Here is a 20,393-nt window from a genome sequence, read left to right on the forward strand (position 1 = left end):
GACCATGAAGACCGGGGGAGACACGGCGGCCCGATGCGCATCTCATTCCTGCTCCACAACGCCTACGGCATTGGCGGCACGATTCGCACGACGTTCAACCTCGCCCAGGTCCTGGCCGAGCGGCACGACGTCGAGATCGTCTCCGTCTTCCGCCACCGCGAGGAGCCGACCCTCGGCGCCCCGCCCGGCGTGACCATGCGGCATCTGGTCGACCTGCGCAAGAACAGCCCCGATTACGACGGCGACCACCCCGACTACAAGAAGCCGGCCCGGGTCTTCCCGCGCGGCGACGGCCGCTGGAAGCAGTACAGCCGCCTCACCGACGCCCGCCTCGGCGCGCATCTGAAGAACCTTCAGGCCGATGTCGTCGTCGGCACCCGCCCGGGTCTCAACGTCCACATCGCCCGCCAGGCCCGGCGCGGCCCGGTCCGCATCGGCCAGGAACACCTGACCCTGGACAGCCACGGCTACCGCCTGCGCCGCGAAATAGGGCACCGCTACGCCCTCCTGGACGCCGTCACCACCGTCACCGAGGCCGACGCCCGCTCCTACCGGACCCGGCTCAAGCTGCCCGGCGTACGGATCGACGCGGTCCCCAACAGCGTGCCCGCCCCGACCGTGCCGCCCGCCGACTCCACCGCCAAGTGGGTCGTCGCCGCCGGCCGGCTCACCAACGTCAAGCGGTACGACCTGCTGGTGAAGGCGTTCGCCCAGGTCGTCGCCGAACGGCCGGACTGGCGGCTGCGGATCTACGGCTCCGGGGACGCCACCGGCAACGAGAAGAACGCCCTGCGCGCCCTGATCGAACTGCACCGGCTGCACAACCACGTCTTCCTGATGGGACCGGCCAACCCGCTGGAGCCGGAGTGGGTGAAGGGCTCGATCGCCGCCGTCACCTCCCGGATCGAGTCCTTCGGCATGACCATTGTGGAGGCCATGCGCTGCGGAGTGCCGGTGGTCTCCACCGACTGCCCGCACGGTCCCCGCGAGATCATCGAGGACGGGGTCGACGGACGGCTCGTGCCGGTCGGCGACGCGGACGCGGTCGCGGCCGCGCTGCTTGCCCTCATCAACGACGACGAACTGCGCCGCAAGACCGGCCAGGCGGCGCTCGCCGCCTCGGAGCGCTTCGACCCGGCGCGGATCGCCGAGCGCCATGAGGCGCTCTTCGCCGAGCTGGTCGCCCAGGGCGCCAACGCCCGCTCCCGCGGGGGCCTGCGCGACGGGCTCCACCGCGCGCGTGGCGCCGTCCTGGACGCCGCCTACGCCCTGCGCTACAAGGCGGCCGACGTGCTGCGGAAGGGAAAGCGGAAGTGACCACGACCACCACCGGCGTGCGGGCCGACTGCACCGCCCGGGCCACCGGAGAGATCAGCTTCACCCTCACCGACGGCGCCACCGCGCTTGTGCTGAAGCTGCGCGGCGGCGACGACGAGCTGCGGCTGGAGACCGGGCCCGGCGGCACCGCCGTCCTGCCCGCCGGCACCGAGCTCGCCGAAGGCCGCTGGGACCTCTTCGCCGACGAGCTGCCCGTCGAGGCCGGCATCCGCGACGTACGCGAGCTGGTGGACCGGCGCCCCGGCTCCGGCGACCGGGTCGCCGTCCGCATCCCGTACCCGACCGCCGAGGGCCGGCTCGCCGTACGCGCCTGGCTGCGCGCCCCGCACGCCGAAGCCGGTGACCTGACCTTCACCGAGGGCGGCTGCACCGTCGAGGGGCGCCTGTACGGGACCGTGTCCGGCCCCGGCGCGGTCGCCGAGGCCCGCCTCGACGGCCGGGTCCACCGGGTCGAGGCCACCTGTATCGACGGGGTCTTCTCCTTCACCCTGCCCTACGGGCCGCTCGTCGAGGAGCCGCTCGAACGTGAGCGGCTGTGGGAGCTGTGGCTACGCCCGGCCGAGGACGCCGAGCCGGTGCGGATCTCCCGGATCCTGGACGACCTCTGGGACCGTAGGAACGTTTTCGTCTATCCGGTCACTGCGGTCGGCGACCACCGGGCCGCCCCTTGTTACACCGCCGACAACGACCTCTGCGTCCGCGTCACCCCCTGACCGCGGCCCCCTCGCGGACAGAAGCTGTCCGCGAGGGCTGCGAGAATCGCCGCATGCTGGAGACCTCGGCACGACTGCTCCGCCTGCTCTCACTGCTGCAGGCCCACCGCGAATGGTCCGGCCCCGACCTCGCGGAGCGGCTCGGCGTCACCCCGCGCACCGTACGGCGTGACGTCGATCGGCTCCGCGCGCTCGGCTATCCGGTCAACGCCAGCCCCGGGACGGGCGGCGGCTACCAGCTCGGCGCGGGCGCCGAACTGCCGCCGCTGCTCCTGGACGACGAGGAGGCCGTCGCGGTCGCCGTGGGCCTGCGCACCGCCGCCGGCCAGGGCATCGAGGGCATCGGCGAGACCTCCGTACGGGCTCTGGCCAAACTGGAGCAGGTGCTCCCCGGGCGGCTGCGCCGCCGGGTCTCCGCCCTGAACACCTTCACCGTGCCGATGCTGCGCGCCCCCCAGCCGCAGGCCCTCGACCCGTCGGTGCTCACCGAGCTCGCCAACGCCTGCCGCGACAGCGAACGGCTGCGCTTCGAGTACCGCGACCACGGCGGTTCGGCGACCCGCCGCACCGTCGAGCCGCACCGGCTGGTGTGCACCGAACGGCGCTGGTACCTCGTCGCCTGGGACATGGAGCGCGCGGACTGGCGGACCTTCCGGGCCGACCGGATCGTGCCCAAGCCGCCGCACGGCCCCCGTTTCCCGCCCCGGCAGCCGCCCGCCGAGGATCTGGCCGCCTATGTGTCCAAGGGGGTCTCCACGGCGGCGTACGCGGCGAGCGCCGTGTTCCGCCTCCACGTACCGGTGGAGGAGGCGGCCCTGACCGTCGGGCCGTCCGACGGGGTCCTGGAGGCCGAGACCGCCACGACGTGTGTGCTGCGCACCGGTGGGACGAGTCTGGATGTGCTGGTCATCCATGTGGTGCTGATGGGCTTCGAGTTCGAGGTGATCGAGCCGGTCTCGCTCGAGGAGCACATCAGGAAGGTCCGGGACCGTCTTTCTCGAGCTCTTGGAGAGTGACCTTGGCGCGTACGTCCTCCAAGGTGGCGTACTCGGGGTGGTGCAGATCGAAGGCGGGCGCCTCCGAGCGGACCCTCGGGATGGTCACGAAGTTGTGGCGGGGCGGCGGGCAGGAGGTCGCCCACTCCAGCGACCGCCCGTACCCCCACGGGTCGTCCACCTCGACCTTGACGCCGTACCGGCTGGTCTTCCAGACGTTGTAGAGGAACGGCAGCGTGGAGATGCCGAGCAGGAACGCACCCACGCTGGAGACGGAGTTGAGCGCGGTGAAGCCGTCGGCCGCCAGATAGTCGGAGTACCGCCGGGGCATGCCCTCGGCGCCCAGCCAGTGCTGCACCAGGAAGGTGATCTGGAACCCGGCGAACAGCGTCCAGAAGTGGATCTTGCCGAGGCGTTCGTCGAGCATCTTGCCGGTGAACTTGGGCCACCAGAAGTAGAACCCGGCGAAAGTCGCGAAGACGACCGTGCCGAAGACCGTGTAGTGGAAATGGGCGACCACGAAGTACGTGTCGGTGACATGGAAGTCCAGCGGCGGCGAGGCGAGGATCACCCCGGTCAGCCCGCCGAAGAGGAACGTCACCAGGAAGCCGACCGCCCACAGCATCGGGGTCTCGAAGGAGAGCGAGCCGCGCAGCATCGTGCCCGTCCAGTTGAAGAACTTCACCCCGGTCGGCACGGCGATCAGGAACGACAGCAGTGAGAAGAAGGGCAGCAGCACCGCCCCGGTGGCGAACATGTGGTGCGCCCACACCACCAGCGAGAGCCCGGTGATGGACATGGTGGCGGCGATCAGGGTCGCGTAGCCGAAGATCGGCTTGCGGGCGAAGACCGGGATGATCTCGGTGATGATGCCGAAGAACGGCAGGGCGATGATGTAGACCTCGGGATGGCCGAAGAACCAGAACAGGTGCTGCCACAGCAGCGCGCCGCCGTTCTCCGACTGGAAGACCATCGAGCCCAGGCGCCGGTCGGACTCCAGGACCAGCAGCGCCGCCGCGAGGACGGGGAAGGCTGCGAGCACCAGGATCGCGGTGAAGAGCACGTTCCAGGTGAAGATCGGCATCCGGAACATGGTCATGCCCGGGGCGCGCATCCCGACGATCGTCGCCAGGAAGTTCACCGAGGTGAGGATCGTGCCGAAGCCGGAGAGCGCGAGCCCCATGATCCACAGGTCGGCGCCGAGGCCGGGGGAGCGCTCCATGCTGTTGAGCGGGGCGTAGGCGGTCCAGCCGAAGGCGGGGGGCCCGGTGGGCACGATCAGGGCGGCGATCACCATCAGGCCGCCGAAGAGGAAGAGCCAGTACGAGAACATGTTCAGCCGCGGGAAGGCGACGTCGGGCGAGCCGATCTGCAGCGGCACCAGTTCGTTGGCGAAGCCCGCGAAGGTGGGGGTGGCGAAGAGCAGCAGCATGATCGTGCCGTGCAGGGTGAACGCCGCGTTGTACTCCTGGTTCGACATCAGCTGAAGGCCCGGGCGGGCCAGCTCGGCCCGCATCAGCATGGCCATCAGCCCGGCGGCCAGGAAGAAGAAGAACGACGTGATCAGGTAGAGGTGGCCGATCTTCTTGTGGTCGGTGGTCGTGAGCCAGTCGATCACGACCCTGCCGTGCCGTACCGGTCCCGGTGCGACCGCCGCCTCGTCGGTCTCCGTACCCATCGCTGACACCATCGCCACATGATGCGCGCGCCGGGCGGGGCCGGGACAGAGCGCGATCCGGCCGGATAGGCCGACTGGCTCACGGGCCGGGGGCGGCCCGCGCGAGGAGCGGTGAAACCGGGCCGGAAAGCGGCCCCGTAATTCCCTTCACCGGCTGCCGCAATGGAATTCGCGCGGGTGTGGGCGAAGGGCTGTACGAGGCGTTCGGAATTACCGCGGAAGCGGCCCGGAACTGCCCGTTCGAGTGACGGGGTTCGTGTCAAACATATGTCGAGATCCTGTGACACAAGTGTGACCGGTGAGGTACGTGAGGGTGCTGACACATCTGTCGGACCCCGGCTTCCGTCACCGTCCGATGCGGCCTACGGTGAGAAACATGGCACCGATTCCGACCTCGCCCGTACCGCCCGAAGACGCCCCCGAGTCCTATGTCGGACTCGAAGCGGAAGGCGCCGAAGAACTCGCCCACGCCCGCGGCTGGACGCTGGTGCGCACCCTGCCACCGGGCTCGATCATCACCATGGAGTACATGGCGGAACGCATCAACTTCGAGGTCGAGGACGGCACCGTCACGCGCTGCTGGCTCGGCTGACCGGCCCCGCACACACGACGAAGGCCCCGGCCGGAGCCGGGGCCTTCGCCCTGCTGGGGTGATGCCGTGCGTACCGTCCCGCGGTCGGACGGGAAACTCTCCCGGGGTCAGCCGCCGGTGCCCACCGGCCGCGAGCGCGGCGGTCGACGGCTGCCGACCGGGGTGACCGGCGTCCGATCCGAGCGCACCGCGTGCGCCCGCTGCGGGCCGTGCGGCGGGGCGAGATGGGCGGCCGAGCGGGCGGCGACCCGCCCGCTGCCCGCGCCGACCGGCGCGCACGTCGGCTCCTCCTCCGCGTCCACGGCCGCGGGCCCGTGCTGCGGGAACATCGCGGGCCGCGGTCCACCGGCCGCGACCGGCAGCGACGGCACCAGCCGGCGGCGCTCCCGCAGCTGGTCGCGCACCCCGAGGATGAACGCCTCGGCGCGGGCGATCAGCGGCTCGCACCAGGGCAGCGCCAGCAGGATCAGCAGACCGGCGGCCCAGCCGAGCAGCACATCGCTCAGCCAGTGCGTACCGATGTAGACGGTGGTGAGCCCCACACCGAGGGCGACCACGGCCGAGACGGCCGACAGATAGCGCCTCGCGCGCGGCGTGGTGGCCAGATAGGCCAGGATTCCCCAGGTCACGACCGCGTTGGCGGTATGTCCCGAAGGAAATATATCGCCGCCCGCGAAGAGCTCGGCGGAGCCGATCTGCGTCGCGTAGTGGGGGCCGAGCCGGCCGAGGCCGAGCTTGACCGAGCCGACGGTGACATTGAGCAGCAGCAGCGAGGCGCCCAGGGCGAGCAGCGGTCGCAGCGTGTGCTGGCGCCAGGAGCGCCAGCCCAGCCAGGCGGCGACCATCACGGCGGTCGGGCCGCGCTGGCCGAGGACCACGTAGTAGTCGAGGAAGGCGTGCAGCTGCGGCCACTGCTGGTACGGCCGGAAGAGCATGATCTTCCAGTCGAGCGTGACGAGCCAGGACGTGATGAGCACGGCGACGACGATGGCGAGATAGAAGGCCAGCGTCCCGCCGAAGAGGGCGAGACGCGTGCGGGTCATCCGCGGGATCTCAATCTTCGGCGGTTCCGGCTCCCGGTCCAGCCGGGCAAAGATGTCGGTACGCACCCAATCGACGTTACAGCGAGTGAGCGGCGATCCCGGTCGATCCGCGCTCTTCGTGATGACCATGTGATGTGGGGTCTGTCTCAGTCTGTGGATTATTCCCGGGCAATCCAGAAAGCGCGGTGACCTCGCGGCCTATTGGCGGGGACGGGGTTTACGTAAGTCTGTTTGTATGCCGGTGAAATGCGTCGCGCGGGGCCCTGGAGGTAATTCCCGGCGCGGCGCCAGACGACGCGCGGCCGGCCCGAAGTGGCGTACGCCACACTCCGTGGCCGGTGGAGGTGAGAGCTGGACCACGCGCCACCGGCGCGAACTCGCGTACGCTGACGGCTCACTCGCCCGTCGATGCCGGGCCGCCCCGGGGGGCCGACCACCCCGGCCGGCGCCCGCCGACCGCGAGGAAGCACTGGGAGGTACACACATGTCGGTGACGACCACGGCCGGATCACGCCTGCGCGCCGTCGCCGGCGGAGCCAACCGCTGGGTCGTCCTGCTCGTCCTGTGCGTCAGCCTGCTGCTCGTCGCGCTCGATGCGACCGTCCTCCATGTCGCCGTCCCCTCCGTCACCGAGGACCTGCGCCCCAGCTCCACCGCCCTGCTGTGGATCGTCGACGCCTACCCCCTGGTCTGCGCCGCGCTCCTGATCCTCTTCGGCACCCTCGGCGACCGGGTCGGCCGACGCAGGATCCTGCTCCTCGGCTACGCCCTCTTCGGCGTCGCCTCCGCCGTCGCGGCGCTCGCCACCCACCCCGGCGTGCTGATAGGCGCCCGCGCCCTCCTCGGCGTCGGCGGCGCGATGATCATGCCCGCGACGCTCTCGATCCTGCGCGCGGTCTTCCCCGACCGCCGCGAGCGCGCCACCGCCATCGGCATCTGGACCGCCGTCGCCGCCGTCGGCGCGGCCACCGGACCCGTCCTGGGCGGCTTCCTCGTCCAGCACTTCTGGTGGGGCTCGGTCTTCCTGATCAACATCCCGCTGATGATGCTGATCCTGCCGCTGGGCCGCTGGCTGCTCCCCGAGTCCAAGGGCAGCGGCGACGGACCCTGGGACGTGCTCGGCGCGCTGATGGCCGCGGCCGGTGTGCTCGGTGTGGTCCTCGGGGTGAAGCGGGTCGGCTCCGGCGAGCCGCTGCTCTCCCTGGCGACCGCCCTCCCGCTGCTGCTCGGCGCCGCCCTGCTGGTGCTCTTCGTCCGGCGCCAGAAGCGCCGCAAGCACCCCCTCATCGACATGCGGCTCTTCTCCCGCGCCGCCTTCACCACCTCGGTGGGCTGCATCGTCCTCGCCATGCTCGCGCTGGTCGGCCTGGAGCTGATCGCCGTGCAGTACCTCCAGCTGGTGCTCGGGCTGAGCCCGCTGGAGACCGGGCTGCGGCTGCTGCCGCTCACCTTCGCCGCGATGGCGGCCGGCGCCACCGGCTCGTACACCCTGGCCCGGATCGGCCCGCGCAAGATGGTCGGCTGGGGCTTCGTCCTTACCGCCGGGGCCGTGCTGCTGCTGATCCTCATGGGCCAGCACGACCGGCCCGTCCTGCTCACCGTCGGCTTCGTCCTGCTCGGCTTCGGCCTGCAGACCACGCTCTTCGCCGCGTACGAGTCGATGCTGAGCGAGGCCCCGGCCGAGAGCGCGGGCGGAGCGGCCGCGATCGGCGAGACGTCGTACCAACTCGGCGCGGGCATGGGCATCGCGATGCTCGGCAGCGTCATGAACGCCGCCTACGCGCCGGGCCTCGCGGCGGTCCCGGGCGTGCCCGCCGCCGCCTCCGCGGCCGCCGCCAACTCGCTGGGGGAGGCCTACCAGGTCGCGGCGCAGCTCGGCGGCCCGGCGGGTACCGCCCTGCACGCCGCCGCCCGGCACTCCTTCGTCCACGGTCTGCATGTGACGCTGCTGGTCAGCGCGGGGCTGCTGCTGGCCGGGGCGGTGATGGCGCTGCGGCTGCCGCGGGTGATGGAGACACAGGCCGCGGCCGAGTGCGCGAGCGCGCTGCGGGAGTGGGCGGCCGAGACCGTCACCGGGCCGGAGGTGCGGGTTCCGGGGCGGCGCGAGCCGGTCGAGGCGGCGAGGTCTGGACGCGCGGCACACTGAGCCGTAACGTCAGCGCCGAGCTGTAACTACCACCGCTAGTTTTACGAGTGTGAGCCGCCCGGAGGCCCCGCCATGTCCGCACCCTCGAAGCTCCCGCCTTTCTCCGCCGACGACCCCCTCGGCCTCGACGATCTGCTCGAACCCGAGGATCTGGCGATCCGCGACACGATCCGCGCCTGGTCCGCCGAACGCGTCCTGCCCCACATCGCCGACTGGTACGAGCGGGGCGAGCTGCCGGTCATCCGTGAGCTGGCCCGCGAGCTCGGTGCGCTCGGTGCGCTCGGCATGTCCCTCACCGGATACGGCTGCGCCGGTGCGAGCGCCGTCCAGTACGGCCTGGCCTGCCTGGAGCTGGAGGCCGCCGACTCCGGCATCCGCTCCCTCGTCTCCGTCCAGGGCTCGCTCGCCATGTACGCGATCTGGAAGTACGGCTCCGAGGAGCAGAAGCGGCGCTGGCTGCCGGGCATGGCGGCCGGCGAGATCATCGGCTGCTTCGGGCTGACCGAGCCGGACCACGGCTCCGACCCGGCCGGGATGCGCACGTACGCCAAGAAGGACGGCACCGACTGGGTGCTCACCGGCCGCAAGATGTGGATCACCAACGGTTCGGTGGCCGGGGTGGCCGTCGTGTGGGCCCAGACCGACGAGGGCATCCGCGGCTTCGTCGTCCCCACCGACGCCGCCGGTTTCTCCGCCCCCGAGATCCGGCACAAGTGGTCGCTGCGCGCGAGCGTCACCAGCGAGCTGGTCATGGACGAGGTCCGGCTGCCCGCCGACGCCGTACTGCCGGAGGTCGCCGGCCTCAAGGGTCCGCTCAGCTGTCTGTCCCACGCCCGCTACGGCATCGTGTGGGGCGCGATGGGCGCGGCGCGCTCGTCGTTCGAGGCGGCGCTGGAGTACGCGAAGACCCGCGAGCAGTTCGGGCGACCGATCGGCGGCTTCCAGCTCACCCAGGCCAAACTGGCCGACATGGCGGTCGAACTGCACAAGGGCATCCTGCTCGCCCACCATCTGGGGCGGCGGATGGATGCCGGGAAGCTCCGCCCGGAGCAGGTCAGCTTCGGGAAGCTCAACAACGTGCGGGAGGCGATCGAGATCTGCCGCACCTCGCGCACCGTGCTCGGGGCCAACGGAATCTCGCTGGAGTACCCCGTGATGCGGCACGCCACCAACCTCGAGTCGGTGCTGACGTACGAGGGCACCGTCGAGATGCATCAGCTCGTGCTGGGCAAGGCGCTCACCGGTCTGGACGCGTTCCGCTAGGCGGAGCGCACCGGGCGGGGGGTGAGCGGCCTTGCCCGTCAGCTCTGGTTGAAGAAGCCGTCCGTACGGCGGCCCGGGGACTCTCCGCTGACGATCTGGGTGTCGGCGGGGGTCAGCAGGAAGACCCGGGTCGCGACCCGCTCGATCGAACCACGCAGGCCGAAGGCCAGGCCCGCCGCGAAGTCGACGACGCGCTTGGCGTCGGAGGGCTCCATCGCCGTCAGGTTCACGATCACCGGGACACCGTCCCGGAACAGCTCGCCGATCCCCCGGGCGTCACGGAAACCGTCCGGGGAGATCGTCGCGATCCGGCGGCCCTCTTCCCGCGCCGATTCGGAGGCCACCCGCACCCGCGGGTCCGTCACCCAGGCGTCGCCGCTCTCGGCACCCTCGGCGTACTCGTCGTCGTAGTAACGCTCGTCGCTGTCCTCGACGAGCCCCAGCCAGGCACTTGCCTTACGCACCGATCCCATGGACGCCTCCTTTCAGCGCGGTCACTTGTGGTTCCGCACCCCTATGGTCGTCCATGATGCGGATCGCGCGCCAAGTGGATAGTCGCCGCGCAGGGGATTCGTGACGGTACTGGTGCAGAAGATGTGGCGATTCGTCAAGGTTCTTCCGCTGTACGACCTCTGATGGGGGGTCGCGCAACTTATGGGAGGACAATCGGTCCGGACGGGTGAGCGGGGGGACGTACGGGTGAACGGTCCCCTCGATACGATGCCCGGCGCACAAGCATCCGACTCTCGGGGGAAGTCTTCATGTTCGGAATCGTCCGGCCCTGCACGCACCGGCTCGGCGACGGCCTCGCGGCGGAGTGGATGGCCCATCTCTGCGGCCTCTGTCTGGCACTGCGGTCCGACCACGGGCAGTTCGCCCGGATCGTCACCAACTACGACGGCCTCATCATCTCGGTTCTGACGGAGGCTCAGAGCGGCATCACCTCCGGGGGCCGGCGCACCGCCGGGCCCTGTCCGCTGCGCGCGATGCGCACGGCGCCGGTGGCCAAGGGCGAGGGGGCGCGGCTCGCCGCGGCCGTCTCGCTCGTACTGGCCTCGGCGAAGGTACGGGACCACGTGGCCGACCGGGACGGGGTGTTGGCGCGCCGCCCGGCCGCGGCGGCGGCCCGCGCGGTCGCCCGTGGCTGGGACCGGGCCGGCGCCCGCACCGGCCGCGCGGTCGGCTTCGACACGGCCGTGCTGGTCGACGCCGTCGACCGGCAGCCGGGCATCGAGGCGCTGGCGGGTCCGGGGACGCCCCTGCTCACCGTCACCGAACCGACCGAGACGGCGACCGCGGCGGCCTTCGCGCACACCGCGGTCCTGGCCGGGCGGCCGGGCAACGCGGCACCGCTGGCCGAGGCCGGCCGGCTCTTCGGCCGCCTCGCCCACCTCCTGGACGCCGTCGAGGACCGCGTGACCGACGCGGAGCGCGGCGCCTGGAACCCGCTGACCGCGACCGGCACCTCCCTCGCGGAGGCCCGCCGCCTCGCGGACGACGCCGTCCACGGGATCCGGCTGGCGCTGCGCGAGGTGGAGTTCGCGGACCAGCGGCTGGCGCATGTGCTCCTCGTCCACGAACTGCGCCGGTCGGTGGACCGCGCCTTCTCCACCCCGACCTGCGCGCACCGGCCGGACGGATCGCACCAGCCGGTCCCTGGCAACCCGTACGCCGGCGGCCCGTACGGGGACGGCAATCCGTACGGCGGCGGCGGCAATCCGTACGGCGGCGGCCCGTCCGGTCCGGGCGGCCCTTACGGCGGCACGCCGGGCGGACCCGGCGGCCCGGCGCTCCCGCCCCAGTTCGGCGCGGACCCCGGCCGTCCGAAGCCGCGCGGCTTCTGGGCCGGGTGCGCGATGTTCGTGGGCCTCTTCTGCACGTGCCAGATCTGCTGCGCGAAGGAGTACGAGGGGCCCTGGTCCCGGAAGAAGCGCGAGGGCTGCTGCCGGGACTGCGACGACTGCGGCTGCGACGGTTGTGGCTGCTGCTGCCCCTGCGACGGCTGCTGAGGCTGCTGATGTGTGAGACGGGCCCGGCATGTGCGCCGGGCCCGGCATGTCTGCGGGGCGTGGCGTGGGTGCCGGGCCCGGTCACCGCACCGGGGTCGTGATCTCCGGCGGGGAGATCCGGGACTCCTTGATCGCCGACTCGCTCGTGCCCCACTTCTCCAGGATCCTGTCGTACGTACCGTCCGCCTTCAGCTTCGTCACCGCCGCCTGGAACGCCCGCGCCAGTAGTGTCCCCTTCTTGAAGGCGAAGCCGACGTCGAGGCGCTTGTACTCGTTGAGGAACTTCACCCCCTCCTGCTGCGCCACCGCGTACCGCAGGCCGTTGATCGTGCTCATCAGGACGTCGCTGCGGCCCTGCCGGAGCGAGATCCACGGCGCCCCCTGCTCCGCGTACGTCTGGAGGCCGTACGGCTTCTTGCCCGCCGCGGCGCAGCGGCCCTTCTCCCGTTCCAGGGTCGTCTCGAACGTCGTGCCCGCGCCCGTCGCCACGTTCAGGCCGCAGAGCTGGGTGAGGTCCGTGATCTCCGTCAGGGGGCTGTCCGCGCGGGCGGCGAAGCCCTGGCCGTCGTTGACGTACGTGACGAAGTCGATCGTCCGGCGCCGCTCCTCCGTCACGCCGAAGTTCCCCGTCCCCAGGTCGTACTTCCCGCTGTCCAGGGCCGGGAGGATCACCTCGAAGCTCGCCACCTCGCGCTTCAGCCGCACGCCGAGGACCTTGGCGACGGCGTCCGCGACGTCCACGTCCTGGCCCGCCACGGTCCTGCCGTCCGCGAGATAGGTGGCGCTCGGCGGGGAGCCGACCGCGGTCGCGATCGTGAGGGCGCCCCGCCGGCGGACCTCCGCCGGGAGCAGCCGTGCCACCGCCTCGTCCTTGGTGACGGACGCGGTCACATCGGCGGTCGGCACCGCGCCCTTCGGATGCGCCACCGGCGCCGGGCCGCCCGGTCCGCACGCCGTCAGCGTCAGCGCGGCAGCGGTGATCAGAGCGAAGACGGCGGTGTGGCGACGGGTATGTGTGGCGCTCATGGTTTCGGGTTCTCCAGGAGGAACGACATGGTGAAGGAAGCCAGGGAGGAAGGCAGGGCAGAGCGAGGGGAGTCGAGCACAGGGCTACGGAAGTGAAGGCACCGCGGAAACAGGCACTGCGGCGAAAGACGCTGCCGGAACTCAGTTCGCGGGCAGGCGGAACAGCGGGGGTCGGCTCAACAGGAGGAGGACCACACACGACCGAAGTCGATGTGGGAGCGCGTGACCAGCCACTGCTGTGGATGCATGGGCCAAGTGGAACAGGCATCCGATGGCGCGTCAACTGCCGTGAGACGTACGGCTCATACTCCGGACAGGCTTGACAGCGCTCCGTGCATGTCGCCTAGCCTCAGGAACGGATCGCGCTGAGGGGCCCGGTCCGTGAAGGCACCACCCGTGTTCGACCCATCGCATCCACGGAGCCTTCGCATGTCCGCGACCCTCTCCAAAGCCCCCACGGTCACCCCGGACGATCCGCCGTCCGGCCATCTCCGCATCGTCCCCGCCCGCCGCACGGGCCAGTGGGCGGCGGCCGTCGCCGTCCTCGCCCTGCTGGCGCTCGGCCTCGCCTCGGTGATCCGCAACGACGCTTTCCAGTGGGACGTCGTCGCCGCCTACTTCACCTCCACCGCCGTGCTGCGCGGCCTTGGACTCACCCTGTGGCTCACCGCCCTCGTGATGGTCCTCGGGTTCCTCCTCGGCACCCCGCTGGCCGTCATGCGGCTCTCGGACAACCCCGTGCTGCGCGGCGTCAGCTGGGCGTACGTGTGGTTCTTCCGCTCGACCCCGGTCCTGGTCCAGCTGCTGTTCTGGTTCAACATCGGCGCGCTGTACCCGCGGATCCTCGGCGTCCGTACGGTCGACCTCCTCGGACCCGTCACCGTCGCCGTCATCGGGCTCACCCTGCACGAGGCCGCCTACGCCGCCGAAGTGGTCCGCGGCGGCATCCTCTCCGTGGAGCGCGGCCAGATCGAGGCCGCGCAGTCCCTCGGCCTCGGCCGGTGGCGGCGGATGCGCAGGATCGTCCTGCCGCAGGCCATGCGCTCCATCGTCCCGCCCGCCGGGAACATGCTCATCGGCACCCTCAAGGGCACGTCGATCGTCAGCGTCATCGCCGTACAGGACCTGCTCTACTCGGTGCAGCTCGTCTACCACCGCACGTACGAGGTCGTCCCGCTGCTGCTGGTCGCCACCCTCTGGTACGTCCTGGTCACCTCACTGCTGAGCGTCGGACAGCACTACGTCGAGCGCCACTACGCGCGCGGCACGGCCGGTGCGCGATGAGCGCCGTGATGGTGATCGTCGGGGCCGGGCCGCGGGGGACCGGTCTGCTGGAGCGCCTCGCCGCCAACCTGCCCGACGTCTACGGCGACCGGCCGCTCGACATCCATCTCGTCGACCCGCACCCGCCCGGCGGGGGCCGTATCTGGCGCCACGACCAGTCGCCCCTGCTGTGGATGAACTCCAGGGCCGAGGACGTCACCATGTTCACCGACGAGACCGTGCTGCTGGAGGGGCCGGTGCGGCCCGGCCCCGCCCACGCCGCCTGGGCCGGCACCGACGGGCGCGCCTTCCCCGGCCGCCGCGAGCAGGGCGCCTATCTGCGCTGGGTGTACGAGCAGGCCCTCGCCGCCCTGCCTCCCCAGGTCACCGTCCGGGAACACCGCGGACGCGCGCTGCGGATCAGCGGGCCCCGCGAAGGGCGCCAGCGGGTCTGGATCGAGGGCCGCAGCGCACCGCTCCTCGCCGACCTGGTCGCGGTGACCATCGGCCATCTCGACGCCGAACCGGACGCGGAACAGACGGCGCTGCGGGCGTTCGCGCGGCGGCACGGGCTGGTGCATCTGCCGCCCGACTTCACCGCCGACAGCGACCTGTCCGCGCTGCCCGCCGGGGAACCGGTCCTCGTCCGCGGCCTCGGGCTCGCCTTCGTCGACCTCATGGTCCTGCTCACCGAGGGCCGCGGCGGCCGCCACGAGAACGGCGCGTACGTGCCCTCCGGCCGCGAGCCGGTGCTGTACGTCGGGTCGCGGCGCGGAGTCCCGTACCACGCCAAGATCGGCTACGCCCTGGAGGGCGAACGGCCCCCGCTGCCCCGCTTCTTCGGACCCGCGCAGGTCGACCCCCTGCTCCGCCGGGCCCGCACGGCGGGACCGCTCGACTTCCGCCGCGACCTGTGGCCGCACATCGACAAAGAGCTCCGCTTCGCCCACTACCACCGGCTCTTCACCGCCCACGGCGAGCGCACCGCGCTGCCGTGGAGCGTCTTCGAGCGGCGGTACGAGGCCGCGCCGCCCGGCGGGCCCGAACTGGACGCGCTGGTCGCCTCCGCCGTGCCCGACGCCACCGACCGGCTCGACCTCGACGGCCTGGACCGGCCCCTGGACGGACTGCGCTTCGACACCTTCGACGCCCTCCAGGACGGGCTGCGCCGTCACATCACCGACGACCTCGTCCGGCGGCACGACCCCGCCCACAGCCCCGACCTCGCCGTCTTCGGCGCCCTGCTCTCCGTCTACGGGCAGATCGCGCGGTTCGGCGGCGATGTCGGCGACGGCTGGTGGCACGGCTTCTTCAGCTTCCTCGCCTCCGGACCGCCCGCGCCTCGGCTGCGCCGGCTGCTCGCGCTCTCCCGCGCCGGGGTCGTCCGCTTCCTCGGCGCCGGAATGACCGTCACCGCCGACGAGGAGCGGGGCCTGTTCCGGGCCGGCAGCGTCAGCGTGCCGGGGCACGCCGTCGAGGCCCGCGCCCTGGTCGAGGCCCGCCTGCCCGACCCCACCCTTGCTCTGACCGGCAGCCCGCTGCTGCGCGCCCTGTACGAGGACGGCGCCGCCGCCACCCCCGGCGGGCTGCTCCGTGTCGACCCCGTGGACGGCCGGATCCTGGACCGCGGCGGCCTGCCGCACCCGCGCCGCTTCGCGCTCGGCCCGCACACCACCGGCCGGGCGGGCACCGCCTTCACCCGGCCCCGCACCGGCGGCCTCGGCTTCCGGCAGAACGACGCCACCGCGCGCGCCGCCCTCGGCCTGCTGCGCGACCTCTCCGTCGGACATCACTACACGAAGGGGAGCACCCGATGAGCTCCATGGTCGAAGTCCGGTCCGTCCACAAGCGCTTCGGTGCCCTGGAGGTGCTGCGCGGCATCGACCTCGACGTGCGCGCCGGTGAGGTCGTGGCCGTCCTCGGCCCGTCCGGGTCCGGCAAATCCACCCTGCTGCGCACCATCAACCACCTGGAGAAGGCGGACAGCGGCTGGATCCGCGTCGACGGCACTCTCATGGGCCTGCGCCGCCGCGGCGACAGGCTCCACGAGCTGCGGGAGCGGGACGTCCTGCGGCAGCGGACCCGGATCGGGTTCGTCTTTCAGAACTTCCATCTCTTCGCGCACCTGACCGTCCTCGACAACATCGTCGAGGCCCCCGTCTCGGCGCTGAAGCGGCCCCGTGAGGACGCCGTCGCCGCCGCGCGCACGCTGCTCGACCGGGTCGGCCTCGCCGACAAGGAGCGGGCGTATCCCGGTCAGCTCTCCGGAGGCCAGCAGCAGCGCGTCGCCATCGCCCGCGCGCTCGCCCTCGAACCGAAGCTGCTGCTCTTCGACGAGCCGACCTCCGCGCTCGACCCCGAGCTGGTCGGCGAGGTCCTCGACGTCATCAAGGACCTGGCCGGCCAGGGCACCACGATGATCGTCGTCACCCATGAGATCGGCTTCGCCCGTGAGGTCGCCGACACCGTCGTGTTCATGGACGGCGGCCGGATCGTCGAGCAGGGGCCGCCCGGCGAGGTCCTGGACAACCCCCGGCACGAGCGCACCCGCGCCTTCCTCTCCAAGGTCCTGTGACATGCCCGCCCGGTCCGCCAAGACCCGGGAAGGGGAGGGTGTGTGGAAAGGTTGAACAGCATGAGCACGGATGCGCACAGCGCACAGCAGGAGTGGAAGCACTGGCACGAGCAGCGCACGGCCATGGTCTCGGCGCCGTACGGGCCGCTCTCCCTCACCGGCACCCACTGGCTCGCCGATCACCCGGAAGGTCGAATTCCGGCCGTCCCCGGGCAGTGGCGTGAAGACGGCGACGAAGTGGTCCTGACCGCCACCGCCGAGGACCGCCTCACGGTCGATGGCGAGCCCCTCACCGGCGAGATCCGCCTCACCGCCGACCGCGGACCGATCCCCGAGTCCCGCGTCGAGGCGGGCGGCCGGCGGCTGGTGGTGATGCGCCGCGAAGGGCTGTGGGCGGTACGGGACTTCGACCCCGGCTCCCCGGCGCGGCAGGCGTTCAAGGGCATCGAGGCGACCCCGTACGACCCCCGCTGGGAGCTGCCGGGCGCCTTCCGCCCGTACCCCGAGGCGCGCAGCGTCCGGGTGGAGAACGCCGACGGGCGGGAGCGCGGGCTCGGGCTCGCCGGGGAGATCGTCTTCGAGATCGACGGCGCCCCGCAGGCCCTGCATGTCGCGGTCGAGGCCGACGGCTCCTTGTGGGCCGTCTTCGCCGACGCCACCAGCGGAAAGGACAGCTACCGCTTCCGCTTCCTGCGGCCCGCGCCGCCCGCCGAGGACGGCACCGTGACGGTGGACTTCAACCGCGCGCTGCTGCCGCCGTGCGCCTTCGCCGATCACTTCATCTGCCCCTTCCCGCCCCCTGGCAACACCCTCCCCGTGGGTGTTCCGGCGGGCGAACGGAACCTGCGCACCGGCTGACCCGTCGAAGGAGCGCGCCCCGGCGGTCACCGACCGAGCCGCCGGGGCGCTTCCGGCTGCGCCCGCGCACGGTTCCCGGCGGCCGAAAGGCGCCCTTGCGCCCGTAGTTGACGCGTCGAATACTCCCGAACAGCGCTTGTCAGGGGCACGGCGTGTCCGAAAATCGGGCATCGTCTCCCCCGCCCCTGGCTGCGCCTCACGGGCCCGACCCCCCACGGCGGGCCCCCGATTCCCCTCGGGAGGAACGAGAAGTGAGGATCAAGCGCACCACCCCCCGCCCCACGGCCGCGAGACGAACCCGCCTCGTCGCGGTCACCACCGGTCTGGTCGCCGCCGCGGCGCTCGCCGTCCCGACCGCGAACGCCGACTCGAACCAGACGTTCAGCGCCACACAGCTCACCGCCGCCGGCGACGCCGTACTCGCCGCCGACATCCCCGGCACCGCCTGGCACACCGACCCGGCCACCAAGAAGGTCGTCGTCACCGTCGACTCGACCGTCTCCCAGGCCGAGATAGCCACCATCAAGCGGAAGGCCGGCGCCAACGCCGGCGCCCTCAAGATCGAGCGCACCCCCGGCACGTTCAGCAAGCTCATCTCGGGCGGCGACGCCACCTACGCCACCAGCTGGCGCTGCTCACTCGGCTTCAACGTCCGTGACAGCGCCGGTACGACGTACTTCCTCACCGCCGGACACTGCACCGACGGCGCGGGCACCTGGTACGCCAACTCCGGCCGCACCACCGTCCTCGGCCCGACCGCCGGCTCCAGCTTCCCCGGCAACGACTACGGTCTCGTGCGCTACAGCAACACCTCGATCTCCAAGCCCGGCACGGTCGGCAACGTCGACATCACCAGCGCCGCCAACGCCACGGTCGGCATGTCCGTGACCCGCCGCGGCTCCACCACGGGCACCCACAGCGGCAGCGTTACCGGCCTCAACGCCACGGTCAACTACGGCGGCGGGGACATCGTCTACGGCATGATCCGCACCAACGTCTGCGCCGAACCCGGCGACAGCGGCGGCCCGCTCTACTCCGGCAGCCGGGCCATCGGCCTGACCTCCGGCGGCAGCGGCAACTGCTCCTCGGGCGGTACGACCTTCTTCCAGCCCGTCACCGAGGCCCTGAGCGCCTACAGGGTCAGCGTCTACTGACGAACGGCCGGCCCACCCCCCACCTTGTAGCCGGCCCAGTACGAGCCCCCGTCCGCACCGCCGGGCGGGGGCTCCCGCCCGTCCCGGACCGGCAGGGGGTCTGGACGGCTCGCCCGCATTTGAGAGGATGTGAGAGGGGTCGGCCACAGGAGAGCGGGGGCGGATGAAGCGCATCGGAGTGACCGGCCACAGGGACATCCCGGCCGCCGCCTACGCCCATGTCCGCGCGGCCCTGCACACCGCGCTCAACGGCCACCAAGGCTCCCTGGAGGCCCTCTCCAGCCTGGCGGCCGGCGCGGACCAGCTCTTCGCGGACCTCGCCCTGGACTGCGGCGCCGAACTGACCGTGGTCATCCCCAGCGGCGACTACGCGCGCGGTTTCACCGACCCGGGTGAGCTGGCCCGCTTCCAGGCGTTGCGGAAACGGGCCACCCGCGAGATCCAGTTGGCCTTCCCGTACTCCACCGACGAGGCGTACTACGCGGCCGGCACCTACATCGCCGACCACTGCGACCGGCTCCTCGCGGTCTGGGACGGCCGGCCGGCCCGCGGCCTCGGCGGCACCGGCGACATCGTCCGCTACGCCCGCGAGCGCGGCACCCCCGTGACGGTCATCTGGCGGGACGGCGTCGAACGCGGCTGAGACCCGCCCGGTCAGCTGCGGTGGCGGACGAGCCAGTCGGTGTGCTGGGGCGAGACGATCCGCTCGGTCTCGTACACCGCCGCCGCCCACCTCGCCTCGCCGACCGTCGTCTCCATCGCCGTGTGCATGGCCGCGAGATCCTCCTCGACCAGCGAGTGCGCCGCGATCAGCGGCTGATGGCGGCGGACCTCGCCCCAGGCCACACACGCCGCCGCGGCCGCCGACAGCACACCGGCCGGTTCGAAGGAGCCGGCGACGGAGAAGGCGTGCAGCACGCCGAGGAACAGCGCCAGCAGGGTGAGCAGGGAGATCGTCACCGACCAGAAGGTGGTGGCCCGGCGGGAGACCACGGTCCTGCGGTGGTACCAGTTCCGCTGCTCGATCAGCCGGTCCCGCACATAGGTCTCCTTGCGGAGACTGAACGGCTTCTCCCGCAGCTGCCTCATCGGACCGGTGATCAGCTCGGCGCGGGTGGCGTCGCCCGAGTCCCGCGGATCGTTCCAGCCGACCTTCCGCAGCTCCTTCAGGCCCAGCTCCAGCTGCTCGGTGAAGAGCCGGTCGGCGTCCTGCCCGCGGGTGTCGAACGGGGCGCCGTGCACCGCGTACCGCCAGCAGATCGACTTGATGAACTCGGCGGCGCTGCGGTTGAGCTGCCACTGCGAGGCGGCCCGGCGCCGCGACGCCCGGAAGGTGACCAGCAGCACCCCGGCGTACGCCGCGGCGCTCAGCGCGCCCGGGAGCCGGAAGCCGTCGCCCAGGCGCCACCCCTCGGGCAGCGCGGCCAGGCACGCGCCCAGCACCAGCAGCAGCAACTGCAGCCGGGTGTCCGACACGGCCTCGCGCTGGCGGGTGACGGCGATCTCGTCGGTGCGGTGGAACAGCACCGGAAGGTCCGCGCTGCGGAAGACCATGCTCTGCCGTAAGCCGTGAACTCCGCTCATTCGCACCCCCGGATGAAGCAAAAGGCGTTGATTCGGCTTGAGTTCACGAGGGTAGAGTCGGCCGGTCAAACACTGCAACGGTGCGGCCCCTGCCGCGAGGAGGAGAAGGCGTGGCCGTCCCCGGTGGGCCGATACCCCGCTCCGACGCGCAGCGCC

Annotated in this window: 18 protein-coding genes; 13 read left to right on the forward strand and 5 right to left on the reverse strand. The window is 71.9% G+C overall.

The window, feature by feature from the left end; translation table 11 throughout:
* Window positions 1-33 precede the first annotated feature (33 nt).
* From ACZ7LT_RS30315 to ACZ7LT_RS30325, 3 genes are read left to right on the forward strand one after another with little or no spacing between them, the layout of a single operon-like run.
* A complete protein-coding gene (locus ACZ7LT_RS30315) occupies window positions 34-1,317 on the forward strand; it encodes a glycosyltransferase family 4 protein (RefSeq protein WP_471239312.1) in 1,284 nt (427 codons plus the stop codon).
* Window positions 1,314-2,051 carry a hypothetical protein gene (locus tag ACZ7LT_RS30320; protein ID WP_471239313.1) on the forward strand — a complete coding sequence of 246 codons (738 nt, stop codon included), beginning with the start codon at window positions 1,314-1,316 and terminating at the stop codon, window positions 2,049-2,051. The genes ACZ7LT_RS30315 and ACZ7LT_RS30320 overlap by 4 nt, the downstream gene beginning before the upstream one ends.
* Before the next feature lie 53 nt (window positions 2,052-2,104).
* Window positions 2,105-3,067 (forward strand): helix-turn-helix transcriptional regulator, encoded by a 963-nt coding sequence (locus tag ACZ7LT_RS30325; RefSeq protein ID WP_471239314.1) that lies wholly within the window; start codon window positions 2,105-2,107, stop codon window positions 3,065-3,067.
* On the opposite strand, the gene ctaD is transcribed toward ACZ7LT_RS30325, so the two are convergent.
* Complete coding sequence (gene ctaD, locus ACZ7LT_RS30330; protein WP_471239437.1) at window positions 3,024-4,724, reverse strand: aa3-type cytochrome oxidase subunit I; 1,701 nt, start codon at window positions 4,722-4,724, stop codon at window positions 3,024-3,026. The genes ACZ7LT_RS30325 and ctaD overlap by 44 nt on opposite strands.
* Before the next feature lie 376 nt (window positions 4,725-5,100).
* Here ctaD and ACZ7LT_RS30335 point away from each other — a divergent pair, with 376 nt between their 5' ends.
* Window positions 5,101-5,316 carry an I78 family peptidase inhibitor gene (locus ACZ7LT_RS30335; RefSeq protein ID WP_019885138.1) on the forward strand — a complete coding sequence of 72 codons (216 nt, stop codon included), beginning with the start codon at window positions 5,101-5,103 and terminating at the stop codon, window positions 5,314-5,316.
* A 107-nt stretch (window positions 5,317-5,423) separates the two neighbouring features.
* Here ACZ7LT_RS30335 and ACZ7LT_RS30340 read toward each other — a convergent pair whose 3' ends face one another.
* Entirely contained in the window at window positions 5,424-6,425 is a 1,002-nt protein-coding gene (locus ACZ7LT_RS30340; RefSeq protein ID WP_471239315.1) for a phosphatase PAP2 family protein, read from the reverse strand.
* A gap of 418 nt (window positions 6,426-6,843) precedes the next feature.
* Between ACZ7LT_RS30340 and ACZ7LT_RS30345 the strand changes: the two genes are divergently transcribed.
* A complete protein-coding gene (locus ACZ7LT_RS30345) occupies window positions 6,844-8,505 on the forward strand; it encodes an MFS transporter (protein WP_471239316.1) in 1,662 nt (553 codons plus the stop codon).
* Between the two features lie 72 nt (window positions 8,506-8,577).
* Window positions 8,578-9,768, forward strand: coding sequence for an acyl-CoA dehydrogenase family protein (locus ACZ7LT_RS30350; RefSeq protein WP_471239317.1), 1,191 nt, complete (start codon window positions 8,578-8,580; stop codon window positions 9,766-9,768).
* Between the two features lie 38 nt (window positions 9,769-9,806).
* Here ACZ7LT_RS30350 and ACZ7LT_RS30355 read toward each other — a convergent pair whose 3' ends face one another.
* Window positions 9,807-10,241: a cell division protein SepF gene (locus tag ACZ7LT_RS30355; RefSeq protein WP_471239318.1), complete on the reverse strand. Its 435-nt coding sequence runs from the start codon at window positions 10,239-10,241 to the stop codon at window positions 9,807-9,809.
* Between the two features lie 288 nt (window positions 10,242-10,529).
* On the opposite strand from ACZ7LT_RS30355, the gene ACZ7LT_RS30360 reads away from it, so the two are divergent.
* The gene (locus ACZ7LT_RS30360; protein ID WP_471239319.1) at window positions 10,530-11,777 is read left to right on the forward strand and encodes a DUF5685 family protein; all 1,248 of its coding nucleotides are present in this window, start codon (window positions 10,530-10,532) and stop codon (window positions 11,775-11,777) included.
* Between the two features lie 81 nt (window positions 11,778-11,858).
* On the opposite strand, the gene ACZ7LT_RS30365 is transcribed toward ACZ7LT_RS30360, so the two are convergent.
* On the reverse strand, window positions 11,859-12,803 hold the full coding sequence (locus ACZ7LT_RS30365) for an ABC transporter substrate-binding protein (RefSeq protein ID WP_471239320.1): 945 nt from the start codon (window positions 12,801-12,803) through the stop codon (window positions 11,859-11,861).
* 429 nt (window positions 12,804-13,232) lie between these two features.
* Between ACZ7LT_RS30365 and ACZ7LT_RS30370 the strand changes: the two genes are divergently transcribed.
* From ACZ7LT_RS30370 to ACZ7LT_RS30395, 6 genes are all read left to right on the forward strand, one after another.
* Entirely contained in the window at window positions 13,233-14,087 is an 855-nt protein-coding gene (locus ACZ7LT_RS30370) for an amino acid ABC transporter permease (protein WP_471239321.1), read from the forward strand.
* Complete coding sequence (locus tag ACZ7LT_RS30375; protein ID WP_471239322.1) at window positions 14,084-15,883, forward strand: FAD/NAD(P)-binding protein; 1,800 nt, start codon at window positions 14,084-14,086, stop codon at window positions 15,881-15,883. Before ACZ7LT_RS30370 ends, ACZ7LT_RS30375 begins: the two co-directional genes overlap by 4 nt.
* A 5-nt stretch (window positions 15,884-15,888) precedes the next feature.
* The gene (locus ACZ7LT_RS30380) at window positions 15,889-16,641 is read left to right on the forward strand and encodes an amino acid ABC transporter ATP-binding protein (protein WP_471239438.1); all 753 of its coding nucleotides are present in this window, start codon (window positions 15,889-15,891) and stop codon (window positions 16,639-16,641) included.
* 60 nt (window positions 16,642-16,701) lie between these two features.
* A complete protein-coding gene (locus ACZ7LT_RS30385; protein ID WP_471239323.1) occupies window positions 16,702-17,499 on the forward strand; it encodes a DUF1684 domain-containing protein in 798 nt (265 codons plus the stop codon).
* A gap of 251 nt (window positions 17,500-17,750) precedes the next feature.
* The gene (locus ACZ7LT_RS30390) at window positions 17,751-18,653 is read left to right on the forward strand and encodes a S1 family peptidase (protein ID WP_471239324.1); all 903 of its coding nucleotides are present in this window, start codon (window positions 17,751-17,753) and stop codon (window positions 18,651-18,653) included.
* Window positions 18,654-18,816: 163 nt separating this feature from the next.
* Window positions 18,817-19,296 (forward strand): hypothetical protein, encoded by a 480-nt coding sequence (locus tag ACZ7LT_RS30395; protein WP_471239325.1) that lies wholly within the window; start codon window positions 18,817-18,819, stop codon window positions 19,294-19,296.
* Between the two features lie 11 nt (window positions 19,297-19,307).
* Here the strand turns inward: ACZ7LT_RS30395 and ACZ7LT_RS30400 are convergent, their stop codons facing one another.
* Complete coding sequence (locus tag ACZ7LT_RS30400) at window positions 19,308-20,207, reverse strand: DUF4231 domain-containing protein (protein ID WP_471239439.1); 900 nt, start codon at window positions 20,205-20,207, stop codon at window positions 19,308-19,310.
* Window positions 20,208-20,393: the final 186 nt, after the last annotated feature.

It is taken from the genome of Streptomyces sp. NPDC039465, assembly GCF_055639315.1.